Source organism: bacterium (genome assembly GCA_035691305.1).
Lineage (GTDB): Bacteria > Sysuimicrobiota > Sysuimicrobiia > Sysuimicrobiales > Segetimicrobiaceae > DASSJF01.
Genome location: DASSJF010000050.1, coordinates 38,756 through 58,315 on the forward strand (window position 1 = coordinate 38,756; position 19,560 = coordinate 58,315).

At 71.7% G+C, this 19,560-nt stretch carries 19 protein-coding genes; 3 read left to right on the forward strand and 16 right to left on the reverse strand.

Going from position 1 to position 19,560, the window contains the following annotated elements; translation table 11 throughout:
* Positions 1-3: 3 nt before the first annotated feature.
* The 5 genes from VFL28_08985 to VFL28_09005 form a co-directional block, all read right to left on the reverse strand.
* Positions 4-342: a DinB family protein gene (locus tag VFL28_08985; protein ID HET7264793.1), complete on the reverse strand. Its 339-nt coding sequence runs from the start codon at positions 340-342 to the stop codon at positions 4-6.
* Positions 339-2,660 carry a glyceraldehyde dehydrogenase subunit alpha gene (gene cutA, locus VFL28_08990; GenBank protein ID HET7264794.1) on the reverse strand — a complete coding sequence of 774 codons (2,322 nt, stop codon included), beginning with the start codon at positions 2,658-2,660 and terminating at the stop codon, positions 339-341. The genes VFL28_08985 and cutA overlap by 4 nt, the downstream gene beginning before the upstream one ends.
* 159 nt (positions 2,661-2,819) lie before the next feature.
* Complete coding sequence (locus VFL28_08995; protein HET7264795.1) at positions 2,820-3,398, reverse strand: NAD(P)H-dependent oxidoreductase; 579 nt, start codon at positions 3,396-3,398, stop codon at positions 2,820-2,822.
* Positions 3,391-4,914: an MFS transporter gene (locus VFL28_09000; GenBank protein ID HET7264796.1), complete on the reverse strand. Its 1,524-nt coding sequence runs from the start codon at positions 4,912-4,914 to the stop codon at positions 3,391-3,393. The genes VFL28_08995 and VFL28_09000 overlap by 8 nt, the downstream gene beginning before the upstream one ends.
* Before the next feature lie 12 nt (positions 4,915-4,926).
* Complete coding sequence (locus VFL28_09005; GenBank protein HET7264797.1) at positions 4,927-5,718, reverse strand: SDR family oxidoreductase; 792 nt, start codon at positions 5,716-5,718, stop codon at positions 4,927-4,929.
* 149 nt (positions 5,719-5,867) lie between these two features.
* Between VFL28_09005 and VFL28_09010 the strand changes: the two genes are divergently transcribed.
* From VFL28_09010 to VFL28_09020, 3 genes are read left to right on the forward strand one after another with little or no spacing between them, the layout of a single operon-like run.
* A complete protein-coding gene (locus VFL28_09010) occupies positions 5,868-7,130 on the forward strand; it encodes a hypothetical protein (protein ID HET7264798.1) in 1,263 nt (420 codons plus the stop codon).
* Entirely contained in the window at positions 7,127-8,281 is a 1,155-nt protein-coding gene (gene proB, locus VFL28_09015) for a glutamate 5-kinase (GenBank protein HET7264799.1), read from the forward strand. Before VFL28_09010 ends, proB begins: the two co-directional genes overlap by 4 nt.
* A complete protein-coding gene (locus VFL28_09020) occupies positions 8,278-9,531 on the forward strand; it encodes a glutamate-5-semialdehyde dehydrogenase (GenBank protein HET7264800.1) in 1,254 nt (417 codons plus the stop codon). The genes proB and VFL28_09020 overlap by 4 nt, the downstream gene beginning before the upstream one ends.
* Before the next feature lie 92 nt (positions 9,532-9,623).
* Here VFL28_09020 and VFL28_09025 read toward each other — a convergent pair whose 3' ends face one another.
* The 11 genes from VFL28_09025 to fabF form a co-directional block, all read right to left on the reverse strand.
* On the reverse strand, positions 9,624-10,424 hold the full coding sequence (locus tag VFL28_09025) for an ABC transporter permease subunit (GenBank protein ID HET7264801.1): 801 nt from the start codon (positions 10,422-10,424) through the stop codon (positions 9,624-9,626).
* Complete coding sequence (locus VFL28_09030) at positions 10,414-11,322, reverse strand: ABC transporter ATP-binding protein (GenBank protein HET7264802.1); 909 nt, start codon at positions 11,320-11,322, stop codon at positions 10,414-10,416. Before VFL28_09030 ends, VFL28_09025 begins: the two co-directional genes overlap by 11 nt.
* Positions 11,323-11,360: 38 nt before the next feature.
* Positions 11,361-12,008, reverse strand: coding sequence for a LysE family transporter (locus VFL28_09035; GenBank protein ID HET7264803.1), 648 nt, complete (start codon positions 12,006-12,008; stop codon positions 11,361-11,363).
* The gene (locus VFL28_09040) at positions 12,005-12,721 is read right to left on the reverse strand and encodes an HAD-IA family hydrolase (GenBank protein HET7264804.1); all 717 of its coding nucleotides are present in this window, start codon (positions 12,719-12,721) and stop codon (positions 12,005-12,007) included. Before VFL28_09040 ends, VFL28_09035 begins: the two co-directional genes overlap by 4 nt.
* A complete protein-coding gene (locus VFL28_09045) occupies positions 12,718-14,232 on the reverse strand; it encodes a tocopherol cyclase family protein (protein ID HET7264805.1) in 1,515 nt (504 codons plus the stop codon). Before VFL28_09045 ends, VFL28_09040 begins: the two co-directional genes overlap by 4 nt.
* Positions 14,229-14,939: an ABC transporter ATP-binding protein gene (locus VFL28_09050; protein ID HET7264806.1), complete on the reverse strand. Its 711-nt coding sequence runs from the start codon at positions 14,937-14,939 to the stop codon at positions 14,229-14,231. Before VFL28_09050 ends, VFL28_09045 begins: the two co-directional genes overlap by 4 nt.
* A complete protein-coding gene (locus tag VFL28_09055) occupies positions 14,936-16,162 on the reverse strand; it encodes an ABC transporter permease (GenBank protein HET7264807.1) in 1,227 nt (408 codons plus the stop codon). Before VFL28_09055 ends, VFL28_09050 begins: the two co-directional genes overlap by 4 nt.
* Positions 16,163-16,166: 4 nt before the next feature.
* A complete protein-coding gene (locus tag VFL28_09060; GenBank protein ID HET7264808.1) occupies positions 16,167-16,988 on the reverse strand; it encodes an FtsX-like permease family protein in 822 nt (273 codons plus the stop codon).
* Between the two features lie 86 nt (positions 16,989-17,074).
* The gene (locus tag VFL28_09065) at positions 17,075-17,578 is read right to left on the reverse strand and encodes an HIT domain-containing protein (GenBank protein HET7264809.1); all 504 of its coding nucleotides are present in this window, start codon (positions 17,576-17,578) and stop codon (positions 17,075-17,077) included.
* Positions 17,575-18,309, reverse strand: coding sequence for a ribonuclease III (gene rnc, locus VFL28_09070; protein ID HET7264810.1), 735 nt, complete (start codon positions 18,307-18,309; stop codon positions 17,575-17,577). Before rnc ends, VFL28_09065 begins: the two co-directional genes overlap by 4 nt.
* Position 18,310: 1 nt before the next feature.
* Positions 18,311-19,552: a beta-ketoacyl-ACP synthase II gene (gene fabF, locus VFL28_09075; GenBank protein HET7264811.1), complete on the reverse strand. Its 1,242-nt coding sequence runs from the start codon at positions 19,550-19,552 to the stop codon at positions 18,311-18,313.
* Between the last annotated feature and the right edge of the window lie 8 nt (positions 19,553-19,560).

Consider the following 19,560-nt stretch of genomic DNA (forward strand, 5'->3'; position numbering starts at 1 on the left):
GACTCAACAGTTCGAGCGAGATCGGAGCAGCATCTGCCGGTCGCGCGTCCACTCTTGCTCGCCGCCCCCGGCCTCTCGCCGATCGCAAGCGAGGAGCTGCCGTCCGTCGGCCGGATTGCCGTTCCAGGCGTCGACCACGCCGCCCTTCCACAGGGTCAGGTGGCGGACGATTTGCCAAATCGAGTGCCGGTCCGGCGACGGCTTCCACGCCGCCTGCGCCGCGGACAGGCTGGACAGCGCGTGGGTCAGGGGCGGCTGCCACTGCCATCCCTCTTTCTCCGGCAGTGTGTAGACGTGGTCGACTACGAGATCGTGGAGCCTCAGCGTGTCGGGCCGGCTCATCGGGGCCTCCCCCGCGTATCCTGCGCCTCTGCGATCGCGGCCCGCACGCGCTCGGGAGAGAGCGGCATGTCGAGGTGCCGGACGCCCAGGTGCGCGAGGGCGTCCACGACCGCGTTCACGACGCACGGCGTCGAGCCGATCGTCGCGGCCTCGCCGATCCCTTTGGCCCCGAGCGGGTTGCGCGGGGTCGGCGTGACCGACCGGCCGCGCTCGACGCGCGGCATGTGGTGGGCCTTCGGGACGGCGTACTCGGACAGGGCGGCGGTGAGCAACTGGCCCTGCTCGTCGTAGGCCGCATACTCGAGCAGCGCCTGCGCGGCGCCCTGCGCGATGCCGCCGTGGATCTGTCCGTCGACGAGCAGCGGATTGATGACGCGGCCGCAGTCGTCCACGCAGACGTAGCGTTCGAGGCGCACACTGCCGGTGTCGGCGTCGACCTCCGCGACGCAGACGTGGGTGCCGAAGGGAAACGTGGTCCCCTCCGACTTGAACCGGCTCGTCGCCTCGAGGCCCGGGCTCTGGTTCTCGGGGAGATGCCGGCCGGCATAGGCCGCCTTCGCGATCTCGGCGAGCGCAACACCCCGTCCCGGCGCGCCGCGCACCGTCACACCGCCGTCCTCGAGCACGAGGTCGGTCTTAGCGGCTTCGAGCATCACGGCGGCGATGCCGAGTATCTGCTCCCGCACCTCCATCGAGGCCAGGTACACGGCGGAGCCGCCGAGCGACATGCTGCGACTTCCGCTCGTGCCGCCGCCGTACTGGACCATCAGGGTGTCGCCGTGCACCACCGTCACCTGCTCAGGCGAAATCCCGAGCGCGTCGGAGACGATCTGGGCCAGCCCGGTGGCGCCGCCCTGCCCGTGGGGTGACGTCCCGGTGATCACGGTCACCGTGGCGTCGGGGTTCATTCGAACGGTGCCGAGTTCCCACGGGCCGAAGCCGCAGATCTCGACGTAACTGGAAAGGCCGATACCGAGGAGGCGGCCCTCCCGCCGCGCCTCTTCCTGCCGCCGCCGCAGGGCGGCATAATCGGAGAGCCGCAGCGCCTCGTCGAGGGGCTTCGCGTACTCGCCGGAGTCGTACGTCGCGCCGGTGAGGGTTTTGTACGGAAACTCCGCGGGCGGGATGAAGTTGCGCCGCCGGACTTCCGCCGGGTCCACGCCGGCCTCGCGCGCCACGAGATCCATAATCCGCTCGAGGTAGTAGGTCGCTTCCGGCCGGCCCGCGCCACGGTAGGCGCCGGTCGGGCACGTGTTCGTGTAGAGCGCGAGCAACTCGCTGCGGATCGCCGGGATCTTGTAGGGCCCCTGGATCATGAGCGGCGTGAGCGTCGGGATGATCGCCGTCAGGTAGATCAGCTCACCGCCGAGGTCGGCGAGCACGCGCATGCGCAGCCCCCGCAGACGGCCGTCGCGCTCAGCGGCGGCCTCGAGGTCGGCCACCTGCGCGCGACCGTGGGTCGTGGTGAGCATGTTTTCCCGCCGCGTCTCGATCCATTTCACCGCGCGGCCGAGGCGACGCGCCACCTGCGCGACGACGACGTCCTCCGGATACGTGTTGAGCTTCGCCCCGAACCCCCCGCCGACGTCCGGTGTGATCACCCGGATCCGCCCGGTCTCGAGCCCGAGCGTCTGCGCGATCCCGTCTCGAAGCGCGTGCGCTTCCTGCGTGGAGTTCCAGACGGTCAGGATGCCCTGCCCCGTGCTGCCGTCGTACATCGCGACGGTGCCCCGGGGCTCGAGCGATACGGGCGCGAGGCGCTGGTTGATCATGCGCCGGCGTACGACGACCGGCGCCCCGCGGAAAGCCGCCTCCACGTCCCCCTCGTCGAGCACCTGCCGGTACGCCACGTTCGTGCCGAGCGATTCATGGACGTACGGTGCCCCGGCCGCCGCCCGCTCCAGGTCGATCACGGCCGGCAGCGGCGCGTATTCCACGGTCACGCGCTCCGCGGCGTCCCGGGCGCGGTACGCGTCGTCGGCCACAACCACGGCGACCGGCTGCCCGGCATAGTGCACCTCGCCGGAGGCGAGCGGACGGTGCGCAGCGCTCTGCATGTCGGCGACGGTCAGGATCGGAAGCGGCTTCTGGATCTCCGGGAGGTCCGATGCGGCAAAGGCCGCGGTCACGCCCGGCATTGCGCGCGCCGCGCCGAGATCGATCCGCACGATCCGCGCGTGGGCGTGCGGGCTGCGCACGAAGGCGGCGTGCAGCATGCTCGGCAGCGTCAGATCGTCGACGAACTGACCCTCGCCGCGGATGAGCTTGGGGTCCTCGATGCGCCTCACCCGAGCGCCGACATACCGGGAGACCGCCACCTGCACCACCGCCTCTGAGGGAATCCAACGGCCGCGCCGTGCGGAACTGCTCGACGTTTTCGACCGCTCCGCGACCGCACCCTGCCCCGGGGCCGGATTCGGCCCGCGCAGGCCGCGCGGGGCGCCCGTCCGGGTACCCGACCTGTCCACGCACTCCGGCTAGTCCTCCGGCACCGGCTTTCGGGCAATCAACCCGATCCACCGCGCGAAGGCGGCCAGGAACGCGCGCACGTGGTTCGCCGTTTCCTCGTCGGTGAGCCGGCCGTCCGCGTCGAATTTGTCGCCGGCGCGCGCGATCAGCACGGCCGGCTGCGGCATGACGATGGCGTTGAGGTTGACGAGCACGTCGCGCAGATGCATCTGCGCCCGCGCCGTCCCGGCCTGCCCGGTCGTGGCGCCGAGGATGCCGACCGGCTTGCCGCGGAGCGCGGAGTCTCCCGGCGGCCGGCTGATCCAGTCGATCACGTTCTTGAGCACCCCGGACATCGAGAAGTTGTGTTCGGGCGTGATGATCAGCGTGCCGTCCGCGGCGCGCAGCGCGTGCTTGAGGCGCGTGACCGCCTCGGGAAACGCCGCCCTCTCCAGATCGAAATTGTAGAGCGGGATCGCGTCGATCTCCTCGATCCGGACGGCGAGGAAGGGCGGCGCGAGGTCGCGCACCGCGCGTGCGAGCGCGCGGTTGTACGACACCGCGCGCAGGCTGCCGGAGAACACGGCGACGGAGAGCGGCTCAGGCATCTGTCGGCTCCTTCCTGAAGGCGCCGCCGGGAGGCCGCGACCGCGGTCGGGGGCCCTGCGAAGACAGGACGAGGGGCGCCGGAGATTCGAGCATGCGGACGGGCGCGGAGGTCGGCGGACCGGTCCCGGCATGCACATTGCCGCGGGCGAGCGACGCCAGCACACCGGTCGCGCACGCGGCCGCGAAGACGGCAAACCCGAGGCGGGCGGCGGCGCGGAAGCGGAGCAGGTTCTCGGCCGTTACCGGCGCTGAGCCGAGGAAAGCGTTGAAGATCATCGTGATCGCGGCGAAGCTCAGCAGTTGTCCCGCGATCCGCACAGTGCTGGTGACGCCCGCGGCAACCCCGTAGATGCGCGGCGGGACGCTGCTCATGATCGCGTTGGTGTTCGGCGAGGAGAACAACCCGAAGCCGGCGCCCATCACGATGAGTGCCGCGGCGACGTACGAGACCGGTGCTCCGGGCGGCGCGGCGGCAAGCGCGGCCAGCCCTCCGGCCGTCATCGCCATTCCGATGGAGGCGACGGTGCGGGGTTCGATCCGCTCGGAGAGCCAGCCGGCCGCGGGCGAAATCACGGCCTGCGTGGCCGGCTGCGCGATCAGCACCGCGCCCGCGTGCACCGGCGTCATGCCCTTCAGATACTGTAGGGACAGGCTGACGAGGAACGCGCTCGGCGACCCCGCGGCGTAGTTGAGCAGCGCCGCGAGGCTGGACAGCGTGAAGACGCGGTTGGTCTGGAACAGGCGGACGTCCAGGACGGGCGACCGGACGCGCAACGACCGGAACGCGAACGCCGCGCCCGCGGCCAGTCCGGCGGCGATCAGCCACGGCGAGGGCGGAGCGGGCACGAGCGACAGCCCGATCGCGAACCCGATGAACATCGCCGCGTAGAGCGCGACGCTTACGGCGTCGATGCCGTCCGCGCGCTCGGCGGCCCCGGTTTCGGCACGAGGCGCGTCGGCGCCGCCCGGCAGGTACCACGCGGCGAGGACAAACGTGGCGAAACCCAGCGGGACCGTACCGAGGAACACCGACCGCCAGCCGAAGACCTGCGTCAGCACGCCGCCGATGATCGGGCCGAGCGACAGCCCGGTGTACACGCACGCGACGGTGACCCCCAGCAGCCGGCCGCGCAGCTCGGGCGGCGCGACCGCGGTCAGCATCGCGACCCCGTTGCTGAAGATCATCGCCGAGGCCACGCCCTGGAGGACGCGGCAGACGAGCAGCACGGCCGTGGACGGGGCCAGCGCGCAGGCCACCGACGCCAGCACGAACCACACGACCCCGATCGTGAACAGCCGCCGGCGGCCGTACAGGTCCGCGAGGCGCCCGAACGGCACGAAGCAGACGACGCTCGCCAGCAGGTAGGCGGTCGTAATCCAGCTCAGCGTCGCGGCGTCGGTGTGGAACTCCCGGCCGACCGCCGGGAGCGCGACGGTGAGCGCGCTGACCATGTAGGGATTGAGAAACGACGCGGCGGCCGCGACCAGCAGCGCGGCCCTGACTCTCGGATGCATGCGCGGGGGCCGCTACATCATCGAGCGCATTTGTCCGCCGTCGATGCAGATCGTCTGGCCGGTAATGTAGCTGGCGGCCTCGGACGCGAGGAAGACCGCCAGCGCGGCGAACTCCCGCGGCTCCCCGTAGCGGCCGAGCGGGATGCCGGCTTCGCTTTCCTTGACGATCGCTTCGACCGGTTTGCCCGTCTCCTTGGCGCGCACACCGTCGAGCCAGCGCACCCGGTCCGTGTCGATCCGGCCCGGCGCCAGATTGTTGACGAGGATGTTGTGGGGCGCGAGCTCGAACGACAGGGTCTTCGTAAACGCCACCACGCCCGACCGGAAGACGTTGCTCAGGACCAGTTGCGGAATCGGGACCTTGACGCCCGAGGTGATCACGGTGAGGATGCGGCCCCAGCCGTTCGCCCGCATCAGCGGCACCGCGCCGCGAATCAGGCGTACGGCGCTCATGAGGTTCTGGTTGTAGGCCTGCTCCCACTGCGCGTCGGTCAACGTGAGGCCGGATCCGGCCGGCGGCCCGCCGGCGTTGGCGACGAGGACGTCGAGCCGGCGGAACCGCTCCCGGGCGGCGCCGAGGAGCCGTTCCACGCCCGCGGGGGTGGCGACGTCGGCGACGACGGGCACCGCGGTCCGGCGCGTCGCCCCGGCGATCTCGTCCGCCGCTCGGGTGACGGCGTCCTCCCGGCGGCTGCCGATCACAACGTCGGCGCCGGCCTCCGCGAAGCCGTGCGCGATCGCGCGCCCGATCCCGGCGCTCGCGCCCGATACGACCGCGACCCGGCCTGACAGATCCACCTGCATGCGGTTTCCTCCTTCGTCAGCCTGCGTGATTCTTCGGCCTCGCCGCGCACCGCTTCCTCCGGGCGCCGCGCGGCGCTGGAGGATCGGCGGGCGTACACGGGAAACACCTCACGTGTGCGCGTCCGTAGATACCTGATGTGCGACGATCGATGAAGCTTCCCGCCGTCCCACGCTGTGCCGCCGTCGCGCTGGCCGCGCTGCTCTCCGCGGCCCCCTTCGTTCCCGGCGCGGCGCAGCCCGCTCCGCCGCCCCCCCCGGGTCCGCCGGTGCCGGTCTCGGTGACCGGCGGGCCCGCGACCCTCGACACGTTGCGACTCGCGATCACGACCGCGGCGCGGCTTGCGCTCGGGGTGCAGCCGTCGTCGCTCGTCCGGCTCGCCCAGACCCAGCCGCCCCTCGTGCCGCTCGACGCCTCGGCGGACGAGACGGTGGTTGCCGGCCTGACCGTGCAGGCGCCCGGCATGCCGCCCGCGCTCCGGCTGGCCCGGTTCGCGCTGACGAACACCATCATTCCCTGGAACGACGCGGAGATTCTGCTGGTCAGCAACAGTCCGGAGACGATCCCGTTCGGGAAGATCCTCTACACCGGGGCCCTGTCGTCCGCGCAGACGGTGCGGCTGCTCTTCCACCACCAGAACGGGTCGAAGAGCCAGCACATGTTCATCGCGGTGACGCTCAGCAACCCCGGGCGCGAGCCCGTCTCGATGTGGGTCCAGGGGGCGGTCGGCGGTCCGTCGCAGGAGGAGGTGACGCCCGGGCACGACGCGGCCCGCGTGTTCCTCGACGAATACGCCCACCACGCCGGCTTTCTCGTGCGGCTGCCGGGTAACTCGACGGTGCCGCTCTACGTTGAAGATCTGCCGCCCCTCGCGGTCACGAGCGGCATCGCGCAGTTCAGCCTGCTCGACGGCGACCGGGTGAACGTGCAGGTCGTGGCGCGGCTCGCGAGCGAGCCGGATCCGTCGGTGATGAGCTTCGCGCCGGATTTCGATCGCGTCCATCAGCGCGGCGCGTTCATCCGTCCGCAGATCGGCCGCACGATGCGTTACACGGTGGGCGGTCCGCCCGCGATCATGGTGCTCGCCGCGGACCCCGACCTGCTGCACGAGGGCCAGACGGGCGCGCCGCTCCAGGGCAACTACGGCGTCGTTTATCGGTTCGACGTCGACGTTTCGAACCCGACCGCGGCGTCCGCGGTCGCGCAGCTCGTCCTGCACGCCGACGGCGGGCAGGCCCGTGGTACGTTCGTGATCGGCGACCAGATCGTCGAGAGTCAGCTCGTCCAGCCGAACGCGCCGCAGACCGTGACGAGCTTTCCTCTCCGCCCGCAGACGCGCCGGATGATCCGGATCCTCACCGTGCCCGAAAGCGGCTCGAACTACCCCGTGCGTCTTACGCTCGGCGCTCCGTGACGCCGCTCGCGGCGGCGACCCGGATCGTCCTCAAGGTCGGTACGACCACGCTGACCGGCGGTGCTCCGGTCGTCGACCCCGCGCGGATTACCGCCGTCGCGGAGGACATCGCGGCCGCCGTCGGGCGGCGGCGCGAGGTGCTGCTGGTCTCCTCCGGCGCCATCGTGACCGGCGCGGGGCTCCTCGGCCGCCGCCGGCCGCGGCGCCTCATTGACAAGCAGGCGTTCGCCGCGGTCGGGCAGCCGGTGTTGATGCAGCGGTACAGCGCGGCGTTCGACCGGCTCGGGCTGCGCGTTGCGCAGATCCTGCTGACGCGCCAGGATTTCGAAGACCGCCGGCGCTATGTCAACGCGCGGCAAACGCTGCTCGCGCTGCTCGCCGAGGGCGTCGTGCCCGTGATCAACGAGAACGACACGATCGCCACCGACGAGATCCAGATCGGCGACAACGACACGCTCTCGGCGCTCGTGGCGAGCCTCGTCGCGGCGAGTCTGCTCGTCGTGCTGTCGGACGTCGAGGGTCTCATGACGGCCGATCCCCGGCGCCAGCGGGGGGCGCGCCTGATCCCGACCGTGGAGCGTATCGATGCGCGGATCGTCAGCGCGGCGCGGCGCACCGTGACCGCGCAGGGCGTCGGGGGCATGGCGACCAAGGTGGAAGCCGCCCGCATCGCCACCGAATCCGGGGTGGCGACCGTGGTCACGGGCGGCGCGGTGCAGCGCCCTCTCGCGCGGCTCCTGAGCGGGGAGCGCCTCGGAACACTGTTTCTGCCAGCGGGTCGCTTCTCCGGCCGCGGGCGCTGGCTCGCGTTCGGCCTGGTCGCCCGAGGCACCCTCGTCGTGGACGACGGCGCCTCGGCCGCGCTGCGCCGCGGCAAGAGCCTTCTCCCGGCCGGGATCGTCGGAATCGGCGGCACGTTCGACGCGGGCGAGGCAGTGACGATCGCCGACGGCCGCGGGCAGGAGCTGGCCCGAGGACTCGTCAACTACTCGAGCGCGAATCTCGCCAGAATCCAGGGCCGCCGGAGCTCCGAGATCGCGCGCCTCCTCGGCGACAAGACCCACGATGAAGTCGTTCACCGCGACAACCTGGTGGTAACGGCAGGACTGCCGAACGGCCGCGAGGGCGGCCGAGACCGGATCGGCCGGTGAGCTCCGCGGTTGTCGGCGTCGAAACGCAGGCCCGCGCCGCGCGCGCGGCGGCGCAGACGCTGCATTACGCCCCCGACGAGGCACGCCGCGCGGTCCTCGGCGCGATCGCCGCGGCGGTCCGCTCGGACGCCGCGGCGATCCTGGACGCCAACGGCCGGGACCTCGCGTCGCTCGGCGACCGCCCGGCGGCGTTTCGCGACCGCCTCACCCTCACCACGGCGCGCGTCGGGCAGCTCGCCCGTGCGCTCGAGGAAATCGCCGCGATGCCCGATCCGCTGGGCGCCGCGGTCGAGGTCCGCGTCCGTCCGAACGGCATGGAGGTCCGCCGGGTGCGCGTGCCGATCGGCGTGGTGGCGATGATCTACGAGTCCCGCCCCAACGTGACGGTGGACGCGGCGGGCCTCTGCCTGCGGTCCGGGAACGCGGTGATCCTGCGCGGCGGCGCGGAGTCGCGGCACTCCGACGAGGCGCTCGGCGCGGCGATTGCGGCGGGTCTTCGCGCGGCGGGCCTCCCGGAGGCCGCGGTCACGCTGCTCGCGCGGCGGGACTACGACGCGATCCGGGAGCTGGTGCGCCTCGATGGTCTCGTCGACCTGGTCATCCCGCGGGGCGGGCCCGCGTTGATCCGGCTCGTCACCGAGCACGCCCGCGTGCCGGTCCTGAAGCACGACCGGGGCGTGACCCACGTCTTCGTCGACCGGGACGCCGATCTCGAGATGGCGGTGCGGCTGATCCTCAACGCCAAGACGAACCGCCCGAGCACGTGCAACGCGCTCGAAAAGGCGCTCGTCGACGCGCCGGCGGCGCCGCGGATCATTCCGCCGCTGGTCTCCGCGCTGCGGGCGGCGGGCGTCGAGGTGCGCGGCGATGCGGAGACGCGCCGGCTGGCGCCGGAGGCGGCGCCGGCGACGGACGATGACTGGGACGCCGAGTATCTCGACCTCGTGCTCGCGGTCCGCGTGGTCGACGGCCTCGACGCGGCCGTCGACCACATCCGGCGGCACGGCACCGCGCTCGCCGACGCGATCGTCACGAACGACCGCGCGCGCGCGGAGCGGTTCGTCCGCGAGGTCGACAGCGCCGCGGTGCTGGTCAACGCGTCCACGCGGCTCGTCGACGGCGGGGAGTTCGGTCTCGGCGCCGAGGTCGGGATCAGCACCAACCGTCTCCACGCGCGCGGGCCGATGGGCCTCGCGGACCTGACGACGACGAAGTGGATCATCTGGGGCTCCGGACAGATTCGGACGTAGAACGGCCCGCCCGCGGGCCACCGGACCACGGCGTCGCCGGTTGGGAAGTGAGGGCTCCCCCACTCCTTTGGTTTTGAGCGGGGCTGCCGCGTTCAGACGACGACGTCGCGCCGCTCGAAGACGACCACCGCAAGGACGGTGGTGAGCGCCGCAACGCCTACCAGGACGGCCACGTCGGACCAAATCAGCCCACCACGGGCCACGACACCCTGCGGGTCCCAGTATGCAAACACGGAGTACCGCTTGAGCCATCTCCACGCCGGAGCGAGGTTGGCGACGTAGTCCGCGACATACGACACCAGGGCAAACGCCGTGCCGACCGCGCCCGCCCGGCCCGCCTCGCTGGCCGCCGCGGAACTCAGCAGTGTCACGCCGCCGATTACCCAGAACGCCACCGTTCCCGAGGCGGCGGCCCAGCCGAGCGCCGTCACATCGACAGGGCCAAGACCGCGAAGCCGGGTGACGAGAACGAGCCCCATCCACAGCGCGGCGCACATTGCGACGATGCCGGCCACCATCACCAACGCGATACTGGTCACCACCTGGCGACGGCTGATAGGGCGCGTGAGGACGAGCGCGATCGTGCGGCGTTCGACCTCGCCGGCCAGGGCGCCGGATGCAAACGCGATCGGAAATGCGCTCATCAGTACCAACACGAAGGGATGGACGAATATGAACGCGAGAAATCCCTGCGGCGTCAGCAGCCGGCCAACTTCGTTGCCGAGGAGCGCCTGGATGCCCGGCGGGAGCAATTGCACCATTGCCCCCAGGTTCGGCCCTCCTAATGTCCCGTAGACGACCGCGAGCAGGTATTCAAAGAGGACGAGGCCCGCGGAGTAGACTCCCAGTGCGCGAAGACTGAAGCGGAGCCGCCGGGAGATTTCAGGACGCATCCGGATGCCCGCGATAATAGCCGAGAAAGATGTCCTCCAGGGAGGGCCGCTCCCACACCAAGTCCGCGACGTCCCACGGCGCGAGGGCGTCCAGCATCGAGGCCGTTCTTTCCACCGGCACCCGCATCGTGAGCCGCGCGCCGTCCACGCGGTCCACGGCGACCCCGGCGGCAGGCCGGAAGGCGGTCGCGTCGGCGGCCCGCGAGAACTGGACTTCGACTCGACGGGGGCTGCGCTGCCGCAGCGAGTCGATGCGTTCGGTCGCGACAAGCCGCCCCTCGCGGATGATGGCCACGCGGTCGCAGATCCGCTCGACTTCCCAGAGGAGATGCGAGGAGATAAACACCGTCCTGCCCCGCGCGCGCAACTCGTCGAGCAACTGATAGAACGCCTGCTGCATGAGAGGATCCAAACCTTCGGCGGGCTCATCCATCACGAGGAGGACGGGATCGTGTTGGAGCGCCTGTACTATCCCGAGCTTCTGCTTCATGCCGCGCGAATAATGCCGAATCGGACGGCCCAGATCTTGCCGACTGAGCGCAAACCGTTCCAGCAGTTGCGTGCGTCGCAGCGCCGGTCGACGTGTCAGCGCCCCCAGGTAGTCTAGGACCTGGCCCCCCGTCATACTTTCAAACAGGCTCAGCTCTCCTGGAACAAACCCCAGACGGCTGCGATCCGCCCGGCCGGCCGGTTCTCCGAACATCGTGGCCCGACCATGCTGGAGGCGCACCAGTCCGAGCAGGGCGCGGATTGTGGTTGTCTTCCCGGCTCCGTTCGGCCCCAAGAATCCAAAGATCTCGCCCTCCTGCACGGAAAAAGTCACATCTTCGATGGCGCGTCTCCGTCCATAACGTTTGGTCAGGCCGAGGGCGTTGATAACGGCATCAGGATCGTTCACGGCTGCTGGCTCTCCCATGGACGCAATACCCCGCCCTACTAGTGTATTCGCGCCGGGCCGCCGTTCGACGTCAGCACCAGCAGCAACCTGACGCCGAAGTACGCCATGGCGATGCCGCACACAAGGTTGATACCCCGATAAAGCGTACGGGACAGAAATCGGCGGCCCCATGCGATCACCGCGGCCATCAGAAAGCACCACGCCACGCACGCCAGCATGAATCCGCCGAAAAACACGGGGAGTACGTCTTGACGGTTCGCGCCGAGCGCGGCCACCGCCCCGCCCCCGACGCCGAGCCAGAACGTGATGTTCTGCGGATTGGAAAGCGACAGGGCGGCGCCGGCCGCGAAGTCGCCGCGGGACGCCGTGGCCCGGGGCTCCGCGGCGTGCGGGACCGCGCCGGCGCGGGCATCCCGAAGCGCCCTCCAGGCGACCGAGAAGAGAAGCGCGACGCCGAGCGCGCCGAGCACGGCGGCGGCCGGCCGGTAGACCGTGAGGTAGGCGACGCCGGACAGCGCGAGCGCCGCCCAGGTCGCGTCGCCGACGAGCGACCCGAATTCGGTCAGCAGCGCGCCCGCAAATCCCCGACGCATGCCGCGTCGCAGGGCCTCCGCGAGCACGACGCCGGGAGGCGCGCAGAACACGATCCCGAGCACGAACGCGGTCCAGAAGAGCGGCGCCGTCACGACGGGGCGCTGCGCCCCGCGTCGCCGGCCCGCCCGGGCAGCGAGGTGAGGGTCTCCACCGTGACGTAAAGCAGGCTCCCCACTACGAGGTCGGCCGCCGAGAAATCCATCCCGCGCGTCAGCGCCGACGGCACCGCGACGCACCACATCCCGGCGGCCTTCGCGGCCTGCACCCCCGACTCGCTGTCTTCGAGCGCGACGCAGGCTCGTTCCGCCACCCCGATCCGCTGCGCCGCCAAGCGATAGACGTCCGGCGCGGGCTTTGCCCGCCGCACTTCGTCGCCGCCGGCGACCGCGTCGAATTGAGCCGTCAGGCCGATCTCCCGGAGGCGCTCCCGCACCCGCGCAATCCGCGAAGACGAAGCCACCGCGGTCCGGAGCCGGTGCGCGCGCACGCCTTCCAGCAAGGCCGCCACCCCCGGCAGCGGTTTCAGGAATTCCCGCTGCAGGCGGTCGTGGTGATCCTGCCACACCGCCCGCGCCGCCTCCGGCGCCATCGGGCTGTCCGGCTCGCGGAAGCGCCCGAGTGGATCGAACGGACTGTCGGCGCGTCCGATGTTGAGGCGCCACGACTCGATCGGAAACGGCCAGCCGTGCTGGGCGTGCACAGCCTGCCACGCCAGATATTCCGGCGTCTCCGTATCTACGATGAGTCCGTCGAGGTCGAAGATGACGGCCCGGACCCGGGATCCTCCGTATCCGCGTACGCTCACGGCCGCACGAACGTCTCCGAGGCGGCCGGCCCGTGCCACGAGATCTCCGTGCCGCCGATCGTGCCCAGGAGGGCGGCGTCCCCGCGCAGCTGCAGAAAGACCGGGACCCGGCCGGCCGCCTCGGCGCCGGCCGGCGTCCCGAGGGGCCGGCTGCCGAGCGCGTCCTGCACGACGATTCGGACCGTGACCGTGTCGGGTCCGTTCTCGGCGTGGACCGTGACCTCGGACGGCGCCGCCACGCGGTGGCCGTCGACCACCGGCCCGGGCCGCCATCCGCTGTACGTCACGCCGGTCACCGGCAGCGCGGCGACGAGACCTCCGGAGTCCTGCGCGGGCGCGGCCCCCGGCCGGGCCCGCCGCCACACAAAGAGCGTGGCCCGGGTTCGTCCCCCGTCCGGCACGTCTGGGTTCGGCAGGTGCACGCTCGCATAGACAAGCGCGCCGACGTCGCTCGACGCCTGCCCCCACTCCCACGTGACGCCCGCCCACGTGCCCCAATTGTGGTCGTGGTAGGCCGGCGCGCCCGCAAACGCAAGCGTCCGGCCGCCGGTTCGAATCGTGCCGTCCGCCCGTCCGCGCGCCACCGGGACCACGTAGCCACTCACCGCTGGTCCGAGCCGCACCTCGGTCGCCGGCAGTACGAAACCGGCGTCCGGCCGAATCGTGAGATCGACCCGCAGCCGCGAATCGTCGACGGTGAGGCGGTAGCCGCGCGGGCCGGCGGTGAGCCGCGCGGGGCCGAGGTGCTGCTCGGCCGTCTCCGTCGAGATATCGCCCGGCAGGAGCACGCTTGGGATAACCACGTCCCGAACGGGCGCGCCGGGCACTTTGACGCGGGCCAGCACCGCGCCGGCCGGCTGGGCTCCGGTGATAAGCGTGAGGTACGCGTACGCGTGCGTTGCAGGATCGAAGACGTTGAAGTAGTCCCACTCCACCCACGGAGACCGCGCGGCGGCGCGGGAACGAGATCGCGCGGGCGCGGCCGGCACTACGTGGAAGCGGTCGAGGACGTGGGCCAGCGCTGCCGGCGCTGGATGCAGCCACGCCTCGTCCGCCGCGCTGTCGCTCCCGTCCGTCACGGCGCGGGCGGCGCGGGCGGCGCGGTCCAGCGACGGGATGCCGGCCGAGGCGCTCGCCGTCACCACGCGGCCGTGCGCTCGCACGTAGAGCAGCCTCGAGGAGATCTGCGGCGCGGCCGCGGCGACGTCGCGGCGGAAGCGCGGGCCCTCGAGGACGTCGCGCACGAGAAACCCGGCGTTCGGCACGGTGAGGAACATACCGGTTACGCCGTTCACCTTGATGACCGCGGGATCGATACCCTCCGGCAGCACCACCACGTCGCCGCCGGCCACGAGGTTCCGGTCCTTCGCCTCGAGCAGCAGCGCGTCGCCGACCGAGAGCAGCGCGATCATGATCGCCACGCCGACGCCGTAGCCGAGCAGCAGCAGCGTCGAGCGCCAGGGCCGGTCGAGCAGCGCCCGCCGCGCGACCAACCGGGCCGCCGGCGTCATACGACGGTTCCGTTCCGCATGCGGAGCTGCCGGTCGGCAAGCGATGCGAGTTCGGCGTTGTGGGTCACGACCACGACGGCGCACCCGTCGCGCGTCGCGTCGCGCAGCAGCCGGATGATCTCGCGGCCCGTGGCGTCGTCGAGCTCGCCGGTCGGCTCGTCGGCGAGAAGCAGCGCGGGGCGATTGGCGAGGGCGCGCGCGATGGCCACCCGCTGCATCTCGCCGCCGCTCAGCTGTCCGGGCCGGTGCCCCGCCCGGCCGGCGAGCCCCACCCGCTCGAGGAGCGCCGCCGCCCGCGCCCGACGCGCGGACGCGGGGACTCCCGCCTCCAGCATCGGCAGTGTCACGTTCTCCTCGGCCGTGAGCATCGGCAGCAGAAAAAACCGCTGGAAGACGAAGCCGACGTGTGCGAGGCGCAGTTTTGCGAGCCGCGCGTCGGGGAGCGCGCGGGTGTCCTGCCCGAGCAGGGTGACGGCGCCCTCCGTCGGCACGTCCACGCCGCCCAGCAGGTGCAGCAGGGTCGACTTGCCGCAGCCGCTCGGGCCGACGATCGACACCATTCGTCCCCGTTCGACGCTCAAACTCACGCCGCGCAGCGCGCGCACCGTGCCGCCCGCCGTACGGTACTCCTTGACCACCGCATCCGCTGTGACGGCCGCGGCGTCCGGCGTGCCGAACGCCGCGGCCGCGTCGGCACGGGCGCTCACGATTGCACCTCGGCGTGCAGCGTGGCGGCGACCGCGGTTTTCGAGGCGACCGCCGCCGGGTACACGCCCGCCGCGGCGCCGGTGGCCGCGAGCAGCGCGATCGTGCGCGTCGCCGCCGCGGGGGTCAGCACGAAGAAGTGGAGGTCGACCGGGAGCCCCGGCGCCTGCCTGAGGATCCCGTCGAGGTAGCGCGCGATGACAAGTCCGAGGAGAAACGTGCCCGGCAGGCTCGCCACGCCGAGCGCCGCGCCCTCCAGCAGGACGAGCGACGCGATGCGCGCGCGGGTAAAGCCGATCGCGCGAAGCGTCGCGATCTCGCCGAGTCGCTCGCCGACGGACAGCGTCACGATCGCCGTGATCAGGAGGAACGAGACGGCGACGCTGAGCGAGCCGAGGATCAGCGAGAACTGATTGAAATACGTGAGCCGCGTCGCGAGGCGCGCGAGGAAGTCCGCGTTGCTGAGCGCGTCGACCCGCGGGTCCTGCGCCTCGATCCACCGCACCAGCGCCGGGGCGCGCGCCGGGTCGTTGAGGCGCACGAGAATCATGGACGCCGCCCCGGCCGGCCGGCCCTGGAGCGCGCGCAGATCGGCCGTGGGAATGGAGATCGACCGCTGCGAGGCGAGGTCGACGTAGAAGTCGGCGATGCCGGAAACCCGGAACGCGCGCGACGCCGCGAGCGGCGCGAGCCCCCGCGACGGCACCGCCGAGAGCACCACCGTGTCGCCGATCCGCACCCCGTCGCGCCGGGCCATGGTCGGGTTGATGATCGCGGCCGGCGCTCCGCCCGGCGCGCGGTCCGGCGCGAGCCGGTCCGCCGGCGGCAGGTCGCGGCCTTCGAGGAGCGCGTAGGCGCCCGTGCCGCCGCCCGGCACCGCGAGGACGAACGTCGGGAACCGTCTCCCATCGTGCTGCGCGTACACGTTGGTGGCGGCGACGGGCACCGCCTCGGCCACCCCGGCCTGCCGCGCGATCGCTCCGGCGAGGCGGTCCGCGCCGCCGACCTCTTCTTCCCCCGCAAACGGCAGCGCGCCCTTCGGCAGCACGCGGATCGCGAAGCCGATCCGGCCGAGCACGGTGCCCAGGCTCGTCTCGAGGCCGTGCGCGAGCATGGTCATGTCGAGGAGGAGCGCGCCGGTCACCGCGAGGCCGAGGAGGACGAGCGCGCTGCGCACGCGATTGCGCCCGAGCATCCGGCCGGCGAGAAAGACGAGGGATGCCACGCCGCTAGCGTCCGATCTGGTCGAGCGGGCGCCGGCGCAGCAGCCGCCAGGCCGTGAGCGCCCCGGCGGCCAGGCCGAGTACGACCGAAAGAGCCGCGGCGTCCGCGACCAGCCGCCACGTCACGCGCGAAAAGAGAATGTCGGTGTCGAACAGCCGCCGATAGTACGCGTTGATCGCGAACGAGATCGCATATGCCAGTCCCGCGCCGGCGAGGCTGCCGGCGACCGCCACCGCGGCCGCGACGAGCAGGACCGCGGACGCCACGGTGCGCGAGCCCAGACCCATGAGGCGCATCATACCGACTTCGCGCCGCATCTCCTCGCCGCGCAGCGTCATGATCGTCACGAGGAAGACGCTGCCCGCGAGGACCGCGACCGCGCCGATCGCGCGGTGGAAGCGCGCGATCACTTCGAACGAACTCGAACTGCGGCGGGCGAGCTCGACGGACGTGTACGCGTGGACGCCGAGGCCCATCGCCGTCAGCTCCGACGCCACGCCGGGCGCCCGGGACGAGTCGCGGAGCCGTATGACGATGCTGTCGACCGCGTCGCCCGAACCGGTGAGGGCCTGCAGGTCGGGAAGGTGCAACCGGACGTCCGCGTCGCGATCGGCGACTTCGGTGGGGTACAGCAACGGCCGGTAGAGGTGCGCGATCCGGACGCGCCGCCACGGACCGGCCGCGGTCGGCGCGATCTCGATCACGTCACCGGCCGCCACGCCGAGGGCGCGCGCCGTCCGGTCGCTCAGGGCGATGTCGACGGCCGCCGCACCGCCGCCGGCCGCCGGCGGACCGGCTGCCGCCGGACTCGCCGGCAACGATGTCATTACCGCCGGCGCGAACGCCCGGAGAGCCGCGGCCGCGGCGAGCAGGACCGCCGCGGCGGTGCCGGCGGCTTGAAAACGCCGGAGCGTCAGGACTGCGGGCCGGCCGCGGAGCCCGCGCGGAGCACCGCCGCGAGCCGGTCGTAGGTCACGGTCAGCTCCTCGGGCAGCACTTTGGTCTCGCCGAGGACCGGCATGAAGTTCGTGTCGCCCACCCAGCGCGGGACGACGTGAGTGTGCAGGTGGTCGGCGATGCCGGCGCCGGCCGCGTGGCCGACGTTCATGCCGATGTTGAACCCCTCCGGCCGGTAGACCTCGCGCAGCGCGCGCATGGAGGCGACCACGAACTGCTGCATCTCGAGCTGCTCGTCGTTCGTGAGGTCGGCCGGGTCGGCGACGTGGCGGTGCGGTACCACCATGAGGTGGCCCGAGTTGTACGGGTACAGGTTCAGGATGACGAAGGCGAGCCGGCCCTGGATCAGGATACCGCGCTCACGGTCGCGTCCCTCGCGGGGAAACGTGCAGAAGATGCAGTCCGGCATCGGCGGTCCTTTAATGTAGTGCAGCCGCCAGGGGGCCCAGAGATGCTTCAACCCGCCCGGCTCCGCCGGAGGTGCTCGAGGGCCTGCTGCGCCGCGGCCTGCTCGGCTTCTTTCTTGCTCTTGCCCCGTCCCTCGCCGATCACCCGGCCGCTCACCTCCACCACCGCCACGAACGCCCGGTTGTGCTCCGGGCCTTCCTGGCCGGTGATGCGGTATCGCGGCAGGCGGCGCTCGCGCTGCTGCACGAGTTCTTGAAGCAGGCTCTTGTAGTCGCTGCCGCCCGGCTCCTCGAGCCGGGACAGGTCCTCCGCAAACCACCGCGTCACGCAGTGGTGCGCGACGCCGTAGCCCGCGTCGACATACACCGCGCCGACGACCGCTTCGAGCGCATCGGCGAGCAGCGACGCGCGCGACCGTCCCCCGCCCTTCTCCTCCCCCCGTCCCAGCAGCATGTAGCGGCCGAGGTCCATCGCGCGGGCGATCTGGGCGAGCGGGCCTTCGCTGACGACCGACGCGCGCAAGCGCGCGAGGTCGCCTTCGAGCCGCGTGGGAAAGAGCCGGTAGAGGTGATCGGCGACCACGAGGTTGAGGACCGCGTCGCCGAGAAATTCCAGCCGCTCGTAGTTGTCGCCGTGCCGGCTGCGAGCTTCCGCGCCGACCGAGCCGTGCACGAGCGCGGTGTGCAGCAGCGTCCGGTCGCGGAAGTGCACGTCGAGCCGCCGTTCCAGCTCCGCGAGCTGCGCGTCGCGGTCCGGAGCGAGCGGCTCGATCACCTCGACCATACTAGGACGGGCTCTTCACGATCAGGATCGAGTTGTGGCCGCCGAAGCCGAAGCCGTTCGACATCGCGGCGGTAATCTTCGCCGGCCGCGCCCTGTTCGGCACGTAGTCGAGGTCGCACTCCGGATCGGGCGTCTCGTAGTTGATCGTGGGCGGCAGCATGCCGCGGGCGACGGCGAGGATGGCGGCGATCAGCTCCACGCCGCCGGCCGCACCGAGCAGGTGCCCGGTCATCGACTTCGTCGAACTGACCGGCACGCGCTTCGCAGCCTCGCCGAAGACCCGTTTGATGGCGAAGGTCTCGAACTTGTCGTTGTACTCGGTGCTCGTGCCGTGCGCGTTGATGTAGCCGATCTCATGCGGTTCGAGCTTCGCGTCCCGCAGGGCCCGCCGCATCGCCAGCGCGGCGCCGTCGCCCTCCGGGTCGGGCTGCGTGATGTGGAAGGCGTCCGCGCTGGCCCCGTAGCCGACGAGCTCCGCGTGGACGCGGGCGCCGCGGCGCTCGGCGTGCTCCCACGCCTCGATCACCACCACGCCGGCCCCCTCGCCCATCACGAAGCCGTCCCGGTGAAGGTCGAAAGGCCGGACGGCCTTCGCCGGGGCGTCGTTGCGGGTGCTGAGCGCTTTTTCGGCCGTGAACCCGGCGAGGCTCAGCGGCGTGATCGCGGCTTCGGCGCCGCCGCAGATCATCGCGACCGCGTCGCCGCGCTGGATCTTGCGCATCGCCTCGCCGATCGCGTGGCCGCCGGTAGCGCAGGCGGAGGCCACGGAGAAGTTGGGGCCGCGTGCGCCCGTCAGCATGCCGACGATGGCGGAAGCGCTGTTGTGCATCATCATCGGGACGAAGAACGGGCTGACGCGGCCGGGCCCGCGCTCGAGCAGCAGTTGGTGCTGCCCTTCCCAGGTGATGGCGCCGCCGGTGCCGGTGCCGATGATGATGCCGACGTCGTCGCGAAGCTGCGGGGTGATCCGCAGGCCGGCGTCGTCGAGCGCCTGGCGCGCGGCCGCGACGGCCAAGTGCACGTTGCGGTCGTTGCGCCGGACTTCTTTGCGGTCGAGGTACGCGGCGGGGTCGAAGTCGACGACTTCCGCCGCGATCTGGCAGGCGTACGGCGACGGATCGAACGCCGTGATCCGGCGGACGCCGGAGCGGCCCTCCATCAAGGCGTTCCAGAATGTTTCGGTGGTCGTGCCGATCGGACTGACGACGCCCAGGCCGGTCACGGCCACCCGGTGTTCGGTCATTTGCAGGA

Excerpts from the sequence above, each read along its gene's own strand:
- VFL28_08985 (HET7264793.1), bottom strand. The coding sequence starts at position 342 with ATGAGCCGGCCCGACACGCTGAGGCTCCACGATCTCGTAGTCGACCAC.
- VFL28_08995 (HET7264795.1), bottom strand. The coding sequence starts at position 3,398 with ATGCCTGAGCCGCTCTCCGTCGCCGTGTTCTCCGGCAGCCTGCGCGCG.
- VFL28_09000 (HET7264796.1), bottom strand. The coding sequence starts at position 4,914 with ATGCATCCGAGAGTCAGGGCCGCGCTGCTGGTCGCGGCCGCCGCGTCG.
- VFL28_09005 (HET7264797.1), bottom strand. The coding sequence starts at position 5,718 with ATGCAGGTGGATCTGTCAGGCCGGGTCGCGGTCGTATCGGGCGCGAGC.
- VFL28_09010 (HET7264798.1), top strand. The coding sequence starts at position 5,868 with ATGAAGCTTCCCGCCGTCCCACGCTGTGCCGCCGTCGCGCTGGCCGCG.
- VFL28_09025 (HET7264801.1), bottom strand. The coding sequence starts at position 10,424 with ATGCGTCCTGAAATCTCCCGGCGGCTCCGCTTCAGTCTTCGCGCACTG.
- VFL28_09045 (HET7264805.1), bottom strand. The coding sequence starts at position 14,232 with ATGACGCCGGCGGCCCGGTTGGTCGCGCGGCGGGCGCTGCTCGACCGG.
- VFL28_09060 (HET7264808.1), bottom strand. The coding sequence starts at position 16,988 with ATGACATCGTTGCCGGCGAGTCCGGCGGCAGCCGGTCCGCCGGCGGCC.
- rnc (HET7264810.1), bottom strand. The coding sequence starts at position 18,309 with ATGGTCGAGGTGATCGAGCCGCTCGCTCCGGACCGCGACGCGCAGCTC.
- fabF (HET7264811.1), bottom strand. The coding sequence starts at position 19,552 with ATGACCGAACACCGGGTGGCCGTGACCGGCCTGGGCGTCGTCAGTCCG.